The sequence below is a fragment of the Labrys sp. E2SS-1L genome (genome assembly GCF_057073705.1).
This window is the reverse complement of record NZ_CP172712.1, coordinates 5,045,925-5,061,490: the sequence shown is the minus strand read 5'-3', so window position 1 is coordinate 5,061,490 and position 15,566 is coordinate 5,045,925. Positions and strand designations below refer to the sequence as shown.

Sequence of the window (15,566 nt, the reverse complement as noted above, 5' to 3'; positions counted from 1 at the left end):
CTTTCCTCCGGCCGGCGAAGCACGATATCGTGGTGCCGGCCGGATCATGATGGGGGAGGGCGAGGTGAGCGCCAGCGACGAGACGCAAGCGGACGGCCTGTCCGCCCTGGACCTTGCGTTCCTGCGGCAGTCGATCGCCCTGTCCGACGAGTCCAGGCGGCGCGGCCGCCATCCCTTCGCCGCGCTGGTGGTCGACGGGAACGGCAATGTCGTCGCCTCGGCCGGCAACAATTCGATGCCGCCCGAGGGCGATCCGACCCAGCACGCCGAACTGGTGGCAGCCGCGGCGGCGGCCAAGGCGAGGACGCCGGAGGAACTCGCCGCCTCGACGCTCTACACCAGCGCCGAACCCTGCTGCATGTGCGCGGGCGCCGTCTATTGGACGGGCATCGGGCGGGTGGTCTATGCCCTCTCGGAACATCGCCTGCTCGAACTCACCGGCGCCCATCCCGAAAACCCCACCTTCTCGCTGCCCTGCCGCGAGGTTTTTGCGCGGGGACAGCGTCGGATCGACGTGGTCGGCCCCGCGCTGGAAGACGAGGCGGCCGTGCCTCACCTGGGTTTCTGGAGGTGAGGAGCGGGGGGCTTCGAGACATATGTCTGGCGTTGCTTTCCTACGACGATCATTGCCGCGCTCTGACGCCCATCTCGGCGAAATGCGCATAGCAGGGGGAGCAGCAGTCTTGCCTTGCTGCGCCATCCGGTATCTTGCAAGCTTCGAAGATCCAGCCGGTTGTGCAAGGCCTTGATTCGAAACGCGTCCGAAACCTCGAGGCGGTGAGAGCGAGTGCCTGACCGCGGGTGGCATGGCAGGATTTCTATCGAGCGTGTCAACAAAGAGCAGGGCGATGGTTCCAGACGATAGCGACAATATTTTCGATCTGGCACCCATGTCGCTCTGGCTGGAAGACTACACCACTCTGCGTGAGCAATTCGAGGCATGGCGCGCAGAGGGGGTGACGGATCTGCGAGCCTTTCTTTTGGCAGATCCCGCCAGGCTTGCGCATTGTTCGAGCCTCATTCATGTGCTCAAGGTCAACCGCAAGACCCTCTCGCTGTATGAAGCCGACAGTGTCGACCATCTCGTGGCCAATCTTGGCAGGGTGCTGCGTGACGACATGCTCGAGGCGCACATCGATGAGTTGAAGCAGCTTTGGGACGGCGCCACGGAGTTCCGCAGCAACACGGTCAACTATACGTTGGGCGGCAAGCGTCTCGACATTCAGCTGCGCGGCATCATCCTGCCAGGACATGAGCAGGTGTGGGACCGTGTGCTCCTGGCCATCGAGGACGTGACCGCCCTCGAGGATGCCCGCCGCCAGACGGCGAAACAGCAGCAATATGCTTCAGCCCTCTTCGAGCACTCGCCGGTTTCGCTCTGGGTCGAAGACTTCAGCCGCATCAAGCAGTTGATGGACGACCTGCGGGCGCGCGGCATCGTCGATTTTCGGGTTTTCACGGATGTTCACCCCGAATTCGTGCGCCAATGCATGAGCGAAATCCGGGTTCTCGACATCAACAAGGAGACACTGGCCCTCTTCCTTGCCGCCGACAAGCCGACACTCCTGCAAAACCTGCCGCGCGTGTTCCAATCCGATATGGAAGCCCATTTCCGCGAACAATTGATTGATTTGTGGAATGGCGTTTTCTTTCAGCGCCGGGAGGTGCTCAATCACGCACTCGACGGCACCGAACGCTATCTTCTCCTGCAATTGTCCCTTCTTCCGGGACATGAAGAGGACTGGTCGCAGGTGCAGGTCGCGCTGACCGACATTACGGCGCGCAAGAAGGCGGAAGCCTATCTCGAATATCTCGGCAAGCACGATGTCCTGACGAAATTGTTCAATCGCGCCTTCTATGTCGACGAGCTGAACCGGCTGGAGCGCAACAATTTTTCGCCCGTGTCGATCATCGCCATCGATCTCGATCGGCTCAAATCCGTGAACGACCAGTGGGGTCATGCGACCGGTGACGCCTTGTTGCGGCGCGTCGGCGAGATCTTGAACGAGGCCGTCAAAAAACCGGGGCACGCCGCTCGCATCGGCGGCGACGAGTTTGCCGTCGTCCTTCCCTATGTCGACGAGCGCGGTGCGACGGCCATGATGGAAAACATCGAGCGCCTCGTCGAGATCAACAATCAATATTATTCACAGATGGCCCTGAGCGTCTCGATGGGTGCTGCCACCAGCCAGGACGGAGAAAAGCTCGAATCCGTCGCCAGGCGAGCCGATCTCCTGATGTATGAGAACAAGCACCGGCATCATTCCGATCCAAGCTAGTGCATCGCCGGGCGTCCTTCAGGTCGCGGCCACGTCCAGCAGCGACGCGACGGCTGGGGCATCGAAGCCGCCGATGCCCTCGCCGATATCGGCGCCGACCGACTTGACCAGCGCCGCCGGGTCGCGTTGTCGCAAGGCCTGGATGATCTCCTGGTGGCGGTCGACCACGTAGAGTTCGGCGACATGTTCCATGGCGACGCCCTGGACCGGGCCGAGCTGCAGCCAGACGCTTTCGATCATCGGCAATACGATGCGATCGGGGCTGATGCTGTAGATGGTGCGGTGAAACTGCTGGTTGGCAAGCAGGGCACCGACCTTGTCCTGCCTGGCGATGGCCTGGTCGATGGCAAGATCCATCTCGACCAGCTGGTCGATCTGGCGCTCGGTAATATGCGCGACGGCCCGCCGCGCCGCATGCTGTTCCAGCACGACGCGCAGCGAGATCAACTCCTCGAAGAGCTCCGGCGTGACGGCCGGAACCTGGATCCGGCGATTTTCGAGCAGTTTGAGAGCGCCGATCGAGGTGAGCTGCCTGAGCGCCTCGCGCACGGGCGTGGAGCTGCTTTCGAGCGCGGCGGCGAGGCCGCGTATGGTCAGCGAGGTTCCGGGCCGGAAAGCTCCCACCATGATGGCCTGCCTGAGGCGCAGGAAGACATAATCATGCGTCGTCGTACCATCGGCCCGGGCCAATGGCGGCAGTACCAACTTCTTCAATAATCTCGCCTCCCTGCGAACCTCACATATTTGCTTATCGCGAAGCCGGGCTTGATTCCAGTCGGATATGATGTCACATACTTAATAATGTGATCACAAAATGGAGCGCGCATGATGACGGCCGACAGCATCGATCGGGACACCCTGGCAGCTTTGCTGAAGGAAGACAGCCCGATCGAGAGCATCCAGGCCGTGGTCTGCGACCTCAACGGCATCATGCGCGGCAAGCGCGTACCGGTCAGCCAGGCCGAGAAGGTGCTGGGCGGCGGCATCCGCATGCCCTTGTCGATCGTCGGCGTCGACGTCTGGGGCGAGGACATCATCGACAGCGAGCATGTGTTCGCCTCGGGCGACATGGACGGCATCTGCGGGGCGACCGGACGCGGCATCCTGCCGGTGGCCTGGACCTCGCGGCCGAGCGCTCTGGTGCCGCTCTGGCTCTTCCTGGAGAGCGGCGAGCCCTTCCTCGCCGATCCGCGCCAGGCGCTCGCCGCCGTGGTGCGCGAATACCAGAAGCTCGGCCTGCGGCCGGTGGTGGCGACGGAGATGGAGTTCTATCTGATCGACCCGGAGCCCGACAGCGCCGTGCCGCCGATCTCGCCCTACACCGGCAAGCGGCTCGATTCGGACGCCATTCTCTCCATCGACGAACTCAACGATTTCGGCGAGTTCATCTCCGACGTCTATGCCGAATGCGAGCGCCAGAACGTGGCGGCGGATGCGGCGATCGCCGAGAACGGCATCGGCCAGTTCGAGATCAACCTCCTGCACAGCGACGATCCCCTCAAGGCGGCCGATGACGCCGTCTTCTTCAAGCGCATCGTCAAGGGTGTCGCGCGCAAGCACGGCCTTGCGGCCACCTTCATGGCCAAGCCTTACGGCACGCGCTCGGGCAATGGCATGCATGTGCATTTCAGCCTGCTCGATGCCGAAGGTCGCAACGTCTTCAACGACGGCAGCAAGGAAGGTTCGCCGATCCTGCGTCATGCCGTGGCCGGTTTGCTGCGCGGCATGGCCGAGACCACGCTGTTGTTCGCGCCGCATTTCAACTCCTATCGCCGCCTCAGGCCCGACACCCACGCTCCGACCACGATCGCCTGGGGCTATGAGAACCGCACCGCAGCCGTCCGTATTCCCGGCGGCAGCCCGGCTGCACGCCGTATCGAGCATCGGGTCGCCGGGGCGGATGCCAACCCCTATCTGGTGGTCGCGGCCATACTCGGCGCGGCCCTGATCGGCATCCGCAAGCAATGGACGCCGCCCGAGCCCATCATGGGGCGCGCCCATCTGCCGAGCGCATCGGCCAAGATCCCGTCCGAATGGGGACAGGCGGTCGATGCCTTCGAGGCCGGCGAGATCGCCGCCGAGATTTTCGACCCCGTGCTGCGCTCGATGCTGATCGCCTGCAAACGCCAGGAGATCGCCGGTTTCGCCGAACAGGTCACCGACTACGAATTCGCCGCCTATCTCGAAATCGTCTGAGCTGTCTTTCAATCCATCGCCTTCCGGCCGTGGCGCCGACCAGACCTCCGGTTTGGTGCGCGCGACGGCCGGTCCATGAGGTATGTCCGCCATGTCCACCGTCGAGTTCGCCACCGCCCATCCGCCATCATCCAGCGCCGGCCACGCGGCGACCTACTATGCCGCCACCGCCAAGGGCGCCTTCGAACGTCCCGTCCTCAACGAACATTTGACAGCCGATATCTGCGTGATCGGCGCCGGCTTCACCGGCATTTCCGCGGCACTGGAACTGGCCGAGCGCGGCTATAGCGTGGTCGTGCTAGAGGCCATGCGCATCGGCTTCGGCGCCTCCGGGCGCAATGGCGGCCAGATCGTCAACGGCTACAGCCGCGACCTCGATGTGATCGAGAAGCGCTATGGCGCCAAGGCGGCCAAGGCGCTCGGCGCCATGGCCGGGGAGGGTGCCGACATCATACGCGGCCGCATCGCCCAATATGGCATCGATTGTGACCTGGTGCCCGGCGGTTTCTTCGCTGCCTTCACCGACAAGCAGCTGCGCGAGCTCGACGAGCAGCAGCGCATCTGGGAGCGCCATGGCCATGGCGGCCTGGAGCGCATCGACAAGGCGGGCCTGTCCAAGATCGTCGCCTCGGAGCGCTATGTCGGCGGGCTGGTCGATCACAAGGGCGGCCATATCCATCCGCTCAGCCTGGTGCTGGGGGAGGCCGCGGCCGTGGAAAAGCATGGCGGGCGGATCTTCGAGCGCTCGCCGGTGCTCTCGGTCGAGCAGGGAGCCAAACCGGTGGTGCGCACCCAGCACGGGGCGGTGACCTGCACCTATCTCCTTGTCTGCGGCAATGCCTATATCGGCGATCTTCTGCCCGAGATCGGCGGCAAGATGATGCCGGTGTCCAGCCAGGTCATTGCCACCGAGCCGCTGGACGAGGCGGTAATCCGCGACCTGCTGCCGGCCAATTATTGCGTCGAGGACATGAACTATATCCTCGATTATTATCGCCGTACCGCCGACAACCGCCTGCTTTTCGGCGGCGGCATCGTCTATGGCGGCGGCGATCCCGCCAGCATCGAGGCCAAGATCCGGCCAAGCCTGGCCAGGACCTTCCCGCAGCTTGCCAATATCCGCTTCGACTATGCCTGGAGCGGCAATTTCGCCTTGACCTTGACGCGCATCCCGCATGTCGGGCGGCTGTCGCCCTCGATCTATTTCTCGCATGGCGACAGCGGCCACGGCGTCACCACCACCCACCTGCTCGGCAAGATCCTGGGCGAAGCGGTGGCCGGCCAGGCCGAACGTTTCGATGTCTGGAGCAGCCTGCCTTATTATCCCTTCCCGGGCGGCAAGACCTTCCGGGTGCCGCTGACCGTGCTTGGCGCCTGGTGGTACGGCCTGCGCGACAAGTTCGGCCTGTGACGGCAGACTCGGAAAGATGTTTCTTGTCATGCCCGGGCTTGTTCCGGGCATCCAGAGATCGTCTTTCTCGGCGAGTATCTCCTGGATTGCCGGGTCGAAGCCCGGCAATGACAAAGGACGGAATAGCTCGAATTCTGGTCACATGCTTTGGGACCTCAACCCGCTACCATCGCACCTGCGACATGATGGCTGTTCCAGTGGATCGGCGCGTTGGGGCAGTGTAAGTCCGACATATTCACGAGGGGCGGGAGACCGTCTCCGCAATCAGGGAGTGAGCGATGCTCGACAAGCGCAAGTTCTTCATCGACGGCAAGTGGGTGGATCCTGTCGTTCCCAACGATCTGCAGGTGCTGGATCCGGCCACCGAGCAGCCGGTCGCCGTGATTTCCATGGGCACGCCCGCCGATGTCGACAAGGCCGTCGCCGCCGCCAAGAAGGCCTTCGCCACCTATTCGCGCACCAGCGTCGAGGAGCGCCTGGCGCTGCTGGAAAAGCTGCTCGACGTCTACAAGCGCCGCTATGAGGAGATGGCCCAGACCATCACGCTCGAACTCGGTGCGCCGATCTCGATGAGCCGGGCCCAGCAGGCCGATGTCGGCGTCGGCCATCTGCAGGGCTTCATCGATGCGCTGCGTCATCTCAAGGCCCGCGATACCCTACCCAATGGCGATGTGGTGCTGCGCGAGCCGATCGGTGTCTGCGGCCTGATCACCCCCTGGAACTGGCCGATCAACCAGATCGCGCTCAAGGTGGTGCCGGCGCTCGCCACCGGCAGCACCTGCGTGCTCAAGCCGAGCGAGTTCACCCCCCTCAACGCGCTGCTCTATGCCGAAATGGTCGAGGAAGCCGGCTTCCCCGCCGGTGTGTTCAACCTGGTGAACGGTGACGGTCCCTCGGTCGGTGCTGCCCTCTCCAAGCACAAGGACATCGACATGATGTCCTTCACGGGTTCGACCCGCGCCGGCATCGCCGTCAGCAAGGATGCGGCCGAGACCGTCAAGCGCGTCACGCTGGAGCTCGGCGGCAAGTCGCCCAACATCATCTTCGAGGATGCGGACCTCGAGGATCGCGTCGCCGGCAGCGTGCTGGAATGCTTCAACAATTCCGGCCAGTCCTGCGACGCACCGACCCGCATGCTGGTGCAGCGTTCGGTCTATGACAAGGTCGTCGACATCGCAGAGCGTACCGGCAGGACGCAGGCCGTCGGCGATCCCAAGCAGGAAGGCGAGCATATCGGCCCGCTGGTCAGCGATATCCAGTTCGGCCGCGTGCAGGCTTTGATCGAGGCCGGCGTCGCCGAAGGCGCGCGCGTGCTGATCGGCGGTCCCGGCAAGCCGGAAGGCTATGAGAAGGGCTATTTCACCAAGCCCACCATCTTCGCCGATGTCGATCCCAACATGCGCATCGCCCGCGAGGAGATCTTCGGCCCGGTGCTGTCGATCATTCCCTTCGACACCGAGGAGCAGGCGATCGAGCTCGCCAACGACACCAATTACGGTCTTGCCGCCTATCTGCAGACCGGCGACGACAAGCGGGCCGAGCGGGTCGCGGCCAGGCTGCGCGCCGGCATGGTGCACATCAATGGCGGGCCTCATCGCTATGGCAGCCCGTTCGGCGGCTACAAGCAGTCCGGCAATGGCCGCGAGGGCGGCATCTTCGGCCTGGAGGATTTCCTCGAGGTGAAGACCGTGCATCGGCCCTGATGGGATTGTCAGAGGCGGGCTTCGGCCCGTAGCGCAACAAAACGCCGCCGGGATCGTTCTCCGGCGGCGTTCTTCGTTCGATGCGTCGATTACTTCATCGTCGGCATCACGAAGTCGGCCCCGGCGCGGATGCCGGTGGGCCAGCGGCTCGTGATGGTCTTGAGCTTGGTGTAGAAGCGCACGCCCTCGGGGCCGTGCATGTGGTGGTCGCCGAACAGCGAGGCCTTCCAGCCGCCGAAGGAATGGAATGCCATCGGCACCGGGATCGGCACGTTGATGCCAACCATGCCGACCTGGATCTGGTGGGCGAATTCGCGGGCGGCGTCGCCGTCGCGGGTGAAGATTGCGGTGCCGTTGCCGAACTCATGCTCGTTGATCATGCGGGCAGCGGTGGCATAGTCGGGCGCGCGCGCCACCGCGAGCACCGGGCCGAAGATCTCTTCCTTGTAGATCGTCATGTCGGTGGTGACATGGTCGAAGATCGTGCCGCCGAGATAATAGCCGTTCTCGTAGCCCTGCATGGTGAAGCCGCGCCCGTCCACCACCAGCCTGGCTCCTTCGGCGACGCCGGTGTCGATATAGCCGCGCACCTTGTCGAGATGCTGCTTGGTGACCAGCGGGCCCATCTCGGCTTCCGGATCGGTGCCGGGGCCGATCTTGAGGGCGCGCACCCGGGGTTCCAGCTTGGCGAGCAGCGCCTCGGCTGTGGCTTCGCCGATCGGCACGGCAACCGAGATCGCCATGCAGCGCTCGCCGGCCGAGCCATAGGCCGCGCCCATCAGGGCGTCGACGGCCTGGTCGATGTCGGCGTCGGGCATCACGATCATGTGGTTCTTGGCGCCGCCCAGCGCCTGGCAGCGCTTGCCGTTGTGCGAGGCGGTCTCGTAGATGTAGCGGGCGATCGGCGTGGAGCCGACGAAGCTGACGGCCGAAATATCGGGATCGGTGAGGATGGCGTCGACGGCCTCCTTGTCGCCATGGACCACGTTGAAGACGCCGTCCGGCAGGCCGGCTTCCTTGAGCCACTGCGCGAGCAGCAGCGAAGCGGAGGGATCGCGCTCGGAGGGCTTGAGGATGAAGCAGTTGCCGCAGGCCAGCGCCACCGGGAACATCCACATCGGCACCATGGCCGGGAAGTTGAATGGCGTGATGCCGGCGACCACGCCGAGTGGCTGGCGCAGGGAATGGCTATCGACGCGGGTGCCGACATTCTCCGTCACCTCGCCCTTGAGGAGCTGGGGCGCCGAGGTGGCGAATTCCACCACTTCCATGCCGCGCTGGATCTCGCCCTTGGCATCCGACAGCACCTTGCCATGCTCGGCCGTGATTACGGCGGCGAGTTCGTCGGTACGCTCCTCCAGGATGTGCAGGAACTTGTTGAGGATACGGGCGCGGCGCAGCGGCGTGGTGGCGGCCCAGCCGGGGGCGGCGGCCTTGGCGGCGGCAGAGGCCTCGCGCACTTCGGCGACGGAGGCGAGGGCGACCTCGGCCGCGGCTTCGCCGGTGGCGGGATTGTAGACCGCCGCCTTGCGGCCGCTGCGGCCGGCAACCAGCTTGCCGCCGATGAAATGGGAGATCTCGCGCGTCATCCTCTTCCTCCTGTCCTTCGCCTGCCGGTGGGCGGCGTTCGGCGAGATCTATGCAGTTGATCCGTTCGCACAGCAATGAGAGGGATTGCACTTCCGATGTGCAAAAATTAAAGTCATCAATAGACGATCTTCCCCGGGTGCACGGGCATCTTGCCCGTTCTTGGAAACGTGGCGGATGTCGGTCAGGCAGAACGGGCAAGATGCCCGTGCACCCGGAGTTCGCCATGAACTGGGACCACATCCGCATCTTTCTGGCGGTGGCGCGCAGCGGGCAATTGCTCGGCGCGGCGCGCCAGCTCGGGCTCAACCATGCCACCGTCGGCCGCCAGCTCACGGCGCTGGAGGAGACCTTCGGCGCCAGGCTCGTCGAACGCCAGACCCAGGGCTGCACGCTGACGGCGGCCGGCGAGGCCCTGCTCGTCGCGGCGGAGAAGGCCGAATCCGAATTCCTGCGCGTCGGCGCCCTGGTATCCGGCACCACGGCGGAGATCAGCGGCACGGTGCGTGTCGGCGCGCCGGACGGGCTCGGCAACTACTTCCTGTCGCACGAACTGGGCGCCCTGGCGGCCCGACACCCGGAACTGGTGGTGCAGCTGGTGCCGCTGCCGCGCACCTTCTCGCTGTCACGGCGCGAGGCCGACATCGTGGTGACGCTGGACCGCCCCGTGCAGGGGCGGCTGATGGTCAAGAAGCTGACCGACTATACGCTCAGCGTCTATGCCTCCCGGGGCTATCTCGAAGCGGCGCCCCCCATCGCCAGCGAGGAGGACCTTGCCGGCCATCTCTTCGTCACCCATGTCGACGACCTCGTCTACAGCCGGGCGCTGGATTATGCCGAGACGCTGGGCCGGCTGATGCGCCGGCGCTTCGAGTGCGGCAGCGTGGTCGCCCAGATGGAAGCTGTCAGGGCCGGCCACGGTATCGGCATCCTGCACGACTATGCGGCCCGGCAATATCCCGAGCTGATGCGCCTGCTACCGGGCAGGCGCTTCACCCGCAGCTATTGGCTGGTCTCCCATCCGGATACCCACAACACCCGCCGCGTCGCCGCTGTCGCCGACCACATCACCCTGCGGGTCCGAGCCGAACGGGCCCATTTCGCCCGGGATTGAGAAGATTTCCTGGGACCACCGGCATCTTGATTGCCCCACGCTCGCTGGATCGGAAGAGGCCGGCAGGATGCCGGTGGTCCCAGGGAAGCTTTCACGCTCGCACTGGAGTCGCCACGACTTGCGGCGTGTCGTTGATCGGGAAATGCAGCGCTGCCGCCATCAGGCTGGCAAGGGCGGTCGCCCACCACACCAGTGTGTAGGAGCCGGTGAGATCGAAAGTCAGGCCACCCAGCCAGGCGCCGAGAAACGAGCCGATCTGGTGGCTGAGAAAGCAGATGCCGAACAGGGTGCCGAGATGGCGCACGCCGAAGACCTTGGCGACGAGACCGCTGGTGAGGGGAACCGTGCCGAGCCAGGTCAGGCCCATCACGGCCGCGAACAAGGTGACTGATATGTCCGATTTCGGTGCCAGGAAGAAGGCAGCGATGGCGACGCCGCGGATCAGATAGAGCCAGCCCAGCACATGCTGCTGCCGATAGCGCCCGCCGAGCCAGCCGCAGGCCCAGCTTCCCGCCATGTTGAACAGGCCGATCAAGGCGAGAGCCTTCGCACCGGTTCCCGACGGCATGTGGCAGAGCGAAAGATAGCCCGGCAAATGGGTGGCGATGAAGGCGAGCTGGAAGCCGCAGGTGAAGAAGCCGAGGGTGAGAAGGCAATAGCCGCGATGGCCGAGAGCCTGTTCCAGCGCGACTTTCAGCGGCAGGGCCGCCTCTTCCTTCTCGGCCGCGGCCAGCCTTGGTCGGCCATCCAGAAACAGGCCGAAAGGCGCCGCGGCCAGCATGACCAGCGCCAAGACGATGAGGGCGGTGGACAGGCCCGAATATTCCGAGACGATCTGGGCCAGGGGAACCATCGCGACCTGTCCGAACGAGCCGCCGGCGCTGGCAATGCCCATGGCCAGGCTGCGTTTTTCGGGCATGGTCTCGCGGCCGACCGCAGTCAGCACGACACCGAAGGCCGTGCAGCTGATGCCGATGCCGACCAGCACGCCGAGACCGAGGACGAGCATGATCCCCGACGGCGCCATGGCGGCAATGCCGAGGCCGAGAGCGAAGGCAGCGGCGCCGAATGCCACCACGGGCGCTGCGCCATAGCGATCGGCCGCAGCCCCCGCAAAGGGTTGTGCTGCTCCCCAGACCAGATTGTGGATGGCGATGGCGAAAGCGATCAGGGTGACGGGAAGTCCCCGGTCAAGCGAGAAGGGCTCGACGAAAAGGCCGAAGGTCTGCCGGATGCCCATGGCCGCGCTCAGGATGACGGCGGCGGACAGAATGAGCAGGGTCTGGCGATTGAATGCGGGCCTGGCTTTGATCGGATCGGACAGCGCCATTTCCATCTCCTCGGGAGAGAGGCGATCGCATTCCTGACGCCGCCGCTTCATCCCGCTTCTTGGGGAATTCGATAGATGGCGGGGACGATTCACCCGAATGGCCGGCCTGTACACTCACTGTACGGTATACTTGACGCATCGGGCGATATGTCCTGCGGCCTTGATTGACGAAGCGGTCCTGCTTGCGCCAAGGGATAAGGGGCAACGACGCGCAAACCGGGTGGGCTGGAGAAGAGCAGGAAGAGTGCCGGACAATTCGCATTCCCGGACGGTGGTCACCGCCCGCCGCATCGAGGCGAACGTACCGCGGTCGTTGCGGCCTTTCCTGGCGCTTGCGGATTTCGAGCCGGCGGCCCGCCGTCATCTGCCGCGCCAGATCTATGGCTATTATGCCGGTGCTGCCGAGACGAATGCCGCGCATGCCGGCAACAGCCGGGCGCTGGCCGCCCTCGGGCTGGTGCCGCGCGTGCTCGTCGATACCAGGGCGCGTTCGACGCGCCATTCCCTGTTCGGCCAAGCCTATGCCCTGCCGGTCGGCATCGCCCCCATGGGGCTGTCGGGCCTCGCCACTTTCGAAGGAGACCTGGCGCTCGCCAGGGCCGCCGCAGCCGAGGATGCCCTGATGGTGGCCAGTGCCACTTCGCTGATCCCCTTGGAGAGGCTGGCCGAGGAGGGTGGGGCGCGCTGGTTCCAGACCTATCTGCCGGGCGAACCCGAACGCATCAGCCGCATGGTGGCACGCGTAGCGGCCGCAGGCTTTGAGACGCTGGTGCTCACCGCCGACGTGCCGGTGGCGGCCAATCGCGAGAACAATGCCCGTACCGGTTTCTCGACGCCCTTGAAACCGAGCCTGCGATTGTTCTGGGACGGCATCACCCATCCGTCCTGGTCGCTGGGGACCTTTGCCCGCACCCTGGCCGGCGGCATGCCGCGCTTCGAGAACATGGATGCCTTTCGCGGCCCGACCCTGCTGTCCCGCAATGCGGTGCGGGATATCGGCGCCCGTGACGGGCTCGACTGGAGCCATCTCGATTTCATCCGGCAGTCATGGCGCGGCAAGCTAGTAGTGAAGGGCATTCTCGCGCCCGAGGACGTCGCGACTGCGCGCGCGAGAGGCGTCGACGGCGTCTGGATCTCCAATCATGGCGGGCGCCAGCTCGATACGGCGGTCGCTCCGATGACGGTCCTGCGCGAGGCCGTTTCGGAGGCTGGCGAGATGGCGGTGCTGATCGATGGCGGCTTCCGCCGGGGCACGGATGTCCTCAAGGCGCTGGCGCTCGGGGCCGACTTCGTCTTCGTCGGGCGTCCTTTCCTGTTTGCCGCCGCCGTGGCCGGGGAAAGCGGAATCCGTCACGCTTTCGGCCTCCTGCAGGCGGAAATCGCCCGCAACATGGCCATGCTGGGCGTGAGCGGCCTCGACGAATTGCAACCGGTGCATGTGCGGGCGGTAGGCTGATCGCGGCGCATCACCGAAGCCGCAACAAATCGTCAGCTTTCCGAAAACTCTCTTGACCTTCCCATGATGTCAAGCCTTACGCCCTGTCCCGGAAGGCTGGGAGACCAGCGCGAATCGATTGAGAGGCATGGGACGGGCTGATGAACGACCATCACCATCATCACGGCCACCACCACGATCATGCCGGGGCACATTCCGGCGTGAAGGACCCGGTCTGCGGCATGGATGTCGATCCGGCGACCGCCAAGCATTCCATTCAGCATGAAGGGCACCCCTATTATTTCTGCTCGGCCGGCTGCAAGTCGAAATTCGAGGCGGAGCCGGGACGGTATCTCGGCGGGCGCAAGCCCGCGGTGTCCGCGCCTGAGGGCACGATCTACACCTGCCCGATGCATCCCGAGATCCGGCAGGAAGGACCGGGGTCCTGCCCGATCTGCGGCATGGCGCTCGAGCCGCTGCAGGTCACGGCCGAAGCCGGCCCCAATCCCGAGCTCGCCGAGATGACGCGCCGTTTCTGGGTCAGCCTGGTGCTGACCCTACCGGTCTTCATCCTGGAGATGGGGGCTCATCTCGTCCCGGCGCTGCATCATCTGGTGCCGCCGGCCCGATCAGCCTGGATCCAGCTCGTCCTGGCCAGCATCGTGGTGCTGTGGGGCGGCTGGCCTTTCTTCGTCCGCGGCTGGCAGTCCGTGCTGCGCCGCAGCCTCAACATGTTCACCCTGATCGCCATGGGCACCGGCATCGCCTGGGTCTACAGCCTGGTGGCGGTGCTCGCACCCGGCCTGTTCCCCGACGCCTTCCGTGGTGATGACGGCAGCGTGGCCGTCTATTTCGAGGCGGCCGCGGTGATCACCGTGTTGGTGCTGCTCGGCCAGGTGCTCGAACTCAGGGCCCGCGAACATACGTCGGGGGCGATCAGGGCCTTGCTCAACTTGGCTCCGAAGACGGCGACACGCATAGGGGAAGATGGTTCGGAGGAGGAGATCACGCTCGACAAGGTGGCGGTCGGCGACAGCCTGCGCATCCGTCCCGGCGAGAAGGTGCCGGTGGACGGCAGCGTGCTGGAGGGGCGCTCCTCACTCGACGAGGCGCTGGTGACCGGCGAATCCATGCCGGTGGCCAAGGCCGTCGGCGACAGCGTCATCGGCGGTACGCTCAACCAGACCGGCGCTTTGGTGATCCGCGCCGACAAGGTCGAGGGCGACACCATGCTGGCCCAGATCGTCCAGATGGTCTCGCAGGCGCAGCGCTCGCGGGCACCGATCCAGCGCCTGGCCGACCAGGTAGCCGGCTGGTTCGTGCCCCTGGTCATCCTGATCGCGGCGGTGGCCTTCATCGCCTGGGCGATCTTCGGGCCGGAGCCTCGCTTGGCCTATGGCCTTGTCGCCGCGGTCACCGTGCTGATCATCGCTTGCCCCTGTGCTCTCGGCCTGGCGACGCCGATGTCGATCATGGTCGGCGTCGGCAAGGGCGCGGGCCTCGGCGTGCTGGTCCGCAATGCCGAAGCGCTGGAGCGGCTGGAGAAGGTCGACACCCTGGTGGTCGACAAGACCGGCACGCTCACCGAAGGGCACCCGACCCTCACCGCCATCTGGCCCGCCGAAGGCTTTGGCGAGGACGACTTGCTGCGGCTGGCGGCCAGCGTGGAGCGGGCTTCCGAACATCCGCTGGCCCGGGCCGTGGTCGCGGCGGCGGAGGCGAAGGGCCTCGCCTTGTCTGCGGTTGTGGATTTCGACTCCCCCACGGGCAAGGGTGCGCGGGGGACCGTCGAGGGTCAGCTGGTTCTCCTCGGCAATGCGGCCTTCATGGCGCAGGAGGGCGTCGCGGTCGCCCTGGCTGCGGAAGCCGACCGGCTGCGCCAGGACGGGGCGACGGTGATCTTCGCCGCTGTCGACGGTCGCCTGGCCGGCCTGCTCGCCATTGCCGATCCGGTCAAGGAAACCACGCCGGCCGCCCTGGCGGCTTTGCGTGAAGAGGGCATCCATGTCGTGATGGTCACAGGGGACAACCGCGTTACCGCCGAGGCCATCGCCCGCCGGCTCGGCATCGATGCCGTCGAGGCCGAGGTCCTGCCCGAACGCAAGAGCGCGCTGGTCGAGGCCTTCAAGCGCGAGGGCAAGGTGGTGGCCATGGCCGGCGACGGCGTCAACGATGCGCCGGCCCTGGCGGCGGCCGATGTCGGCATCGCCATGGGCGCGGGCACGGATGTGGCGATCGAGAGCGCCGGGGTCACCCTGGTCAAGGGCGATCTCCTAGGCATCGTGCGGGCAAGGCGGTTATCGCAGGCCACCATGGCCAATATCCGCCAGAACCTCTTCCTCGCCTTCGTCTACAACGCCGCCGGTGTGCCCGTCGCGGCCGGGGTGCTCTACCCCGTCTTCGGCATCCTGCTGTCGCCCATCATCGCCGCGGCCGCCATGGCGCTCTCCTCCGTCAGCGTCATTGCCAATGCGTTGCGCCTGCGCACGCGCCAGCTTTGAGCAAGGATTA

At 65.4% G+C, this 15,566-nt stretch carries 11 protein-coding genes; 8 read left to right on the top strand and 3 right to left on the bottom strand.

Annotation, left to right across the window (positions count from 1 at the left end; translation table 11 throughout):
* Positions 1-46 precede the first annotated feature (46 nt).
* Both ACIGJE_RS23680 and ACIGJE_RS23675 read left to right on the top strand, forming a co-directional pair.
* Positions 47-574 carry a nucleoside deaminase gene (locus ACIGJE_RS23680; RefSeq protein ID WP_415080496.1) on the top strand — a complete coding sequence of 176 codons (528 nt, stop codon included), beginning with the start codon at positions 47-49 and terminating at the stop codon, positions 572-574.
* A gap of 274 nt (positions 575-848) precedes the next feature.
* Positions 849-2,279 (top strand): sensor domain-containing diguanylate cyclase, encoded by a 1,431-nt coding sequence (locus ACIGJE_RS23675; RefSeq protein ID WP_394315270.1) that lies wholly within the window; start codon positions 849-851, stop codon positions 2,277-2,279.
* A gap of 18 nt (positions 2,280-2,297) precedes the next feature.
* On the opposite strand, the gene ACIGJE_RS23670 is transcribed toward ACIGJE_RS23675, so the two are convergent.
* Complete coding sequence (locus tag ACIGJE_RS23670) at positions 2,298-2,993, bottom strand: GntR family transcriptional regulator (RefSeq protein ID WP_311944637.1); 696 nt, start codon at positions 2,991-2,993, stop codon at positions 2,298-2,300.
* Between the two features lie 114 nt (positions 2,994-3,107).
* On the opposite strand from ACIGJE_RS23670, the gene ACIGJE_RS23665 reads away from it, so the two are divergent.
* The 3 genes from ACIGJE_RS23665 to ACIGJE_RS23655 all read left to right on the top strand — a co-directional run bounded on the left by ACIGJE_RS23665 (position 3,108) and on the right by ACIGJE_RS23655 (position 7,589).
* Entirely contained in the window at positions 3,108-4,475 is a 1,368-nt protein-coding gene (locus tag ACIGJE_RS23665) for a glutamine synthetase family protein (protein WP_311944683.1), read from the top strand.
* A 91-nt stretch (positions 4,476-4,566) separates the two neighbouring features.
* Positions 4,567-5,886, top strand: coding sequence for an NAD(P)/FAD-dependent oxidoreductase (locus ACIGJE_RS23660; RefSeq protein WP_483678814.1), 1,320 nt, complete (start codon positions 4,567-4,569; stop codon positions 5,884-5,886).
* A 278-nt stretch (positions 5,887-6,164) separates the two neighbouring features.
* Entirely contained in the window at positions 6,165-7,589 is a 1,425-nt protein-coding gene (locus ACIGJE_RS23655; protein ID WP_367626756.1) for an aldehyde dehydrogenase family protein, read from the top strand.
* A gap of 89 nt (positions 7,590-7,678) precedes the next feature.
* On the opposite strand, the gene ACIGJE_RS23650 is transcribed toward ACIGJE_RS23655, so the two are convergent.
* On the bottom strand, positions 7,679-9,178 hold the full coding sequence (locus tag ACIGJE_RS23650; RefSeq protein ID WP_483678811.1) for a CoA-acylating methylmalonate-semialdehyde dehydrogenase: 1,500 nt from the start codon (positions 9,176-9,178) through the stop codon (positions 7,679-7,681).
* 224 nt (positions 9,179-9,402) lie between these two features.
* On the opposite strand from ACIGJE_RS23650, the gene ACIGJE_RS23645 reads away from it, so the two are divergent.
* On the top strand, positions 9,403-10,290 hold the full coding sequence (locus tag ACIGJE_RS23645) for a LysR family transcriptional regulator (RefSeq protein ID WP_311944643.1): 888 nt from the start codon (positions 9,403-9,405) through the stop codon (positions 10,288-10,290).
* A 91-nt stretch (positions 10,291-10,381) separates the two neighbouring features.
* On the opposite strand, the gene ACIGJE_RS23640 is transcribed toward ACIGJE_RS23645, so the two are convergent.
* A complete protein-coding gene (locus tag ACIGJE_RS23640) occupies positions 10,382-11,620 on the bottom strand; it encodes an MFS transporter (RefSeq protein WP_483678810.1) in 1,239 nt (412 codons plus the stop codon).
* A gap of 244 nt (positions 11,621-11,864) precedes the next feature.
* On the opposite strand from ACIGJE_RS23640, the gene ACIGJE_RS23635 reads away from it, so the two are divergent.
* Positions 11,865-13,076, top strand: a complete 1,212-nt coding sequence (locus ACIGJE_RS23635; protein WP_483678808.1) for an alpha-hydroxy acid oxidase — start codon at positions 11,865-11,867, stop codon at positions 13,074-13,076.
* Positions 13,077-13,216: 140 nt separating this feature from the next.
* Positions 13,217-15,556 carry a heavy metal translocating P-type ATPase gene (locus ACIGJE_RS23630; protein ID WP_483678806.1) on the top strand — a complete coding sequence of 780 codons (2,340 nt, stop codon included), beginning with the start codon at positions 13,217-13,219 and terminating at the stop codon, positions 15,554-15,556.
* Positions 15,557-15,566: the final 10 nt, after the last annotated feature.

What these genes read in the sequence shown, in the direction of transcription:
- ACIGJE_RS23650 (WP_483678811.1), bottom strand. Translation starts at nt 9,178, where the DNA reads ATGACGCGCGAGATCTCCCATTTCATCGGCGGCAAGCTGGTTGCCGGC.
- ACIGJE_RS23660 (WP_483678814.1), top strand. Translation starts at nt 4,567, where the DNA reads ATGTCCACCGTCGAGTTCGCCACCGCCCATCCGCCATCATCCAGCGCC.
- ACIGJE_RS23675 (WP_394315270.1), top strand. Translation starts at nt 849, where the DNA reads ATGGTTCCAGACGATAGCGACAATATTTTCGATCTGGCACCCATGTCG.
- ACIGJE_RS23630 (WP_483678806.1), top strand. Translation starts at nt 13,217, where the DNA reads ATGAACGACCATCACCATCATCACGGCCACCACCACGATCATGCCGGG.
- ACIGJE_RS23665 (WP_311944683.1), top strand. Translation starts at nt 3,108, where the DNA reads ATGACGGCCGACAGCATCGATCGGGACACCCTGGCAGCTTTGCTGAAG.
- ACIGJE_RS23640 (WP_483678810.1), bottom strand. Translation starts at nt 11,620, where the DNA reads ATGGCGCTGTCCGATCCGATCAAAGCCAGGCCCGCATTCAATCGCCAG.
- ACIGJE_RS23645 (WP_311944643.1), top strand. Translation starts at nt 9,403, where the DNA reads ATGAACTGGGACCACATCCGCATCTTTCTGGCGGTGGCGCGCAGCGGG.
- ACIGJE_RS23680 (WP_415080496.1), top strand. Translation starts at nt 47, where the DNA reads ATGATGGGGGAGGGCGAGGTGAGCGCCAGCGACGAGACGCAAGCGGAC.
- ACIGJE_RS23655 (WP_367626756.1), top strand. Translation starts at nt 6,165, where the DNA reads ATGCTCGACAAGCGCAAGTTCTTCATCGACGGCAAGTGGGTGGATCCT.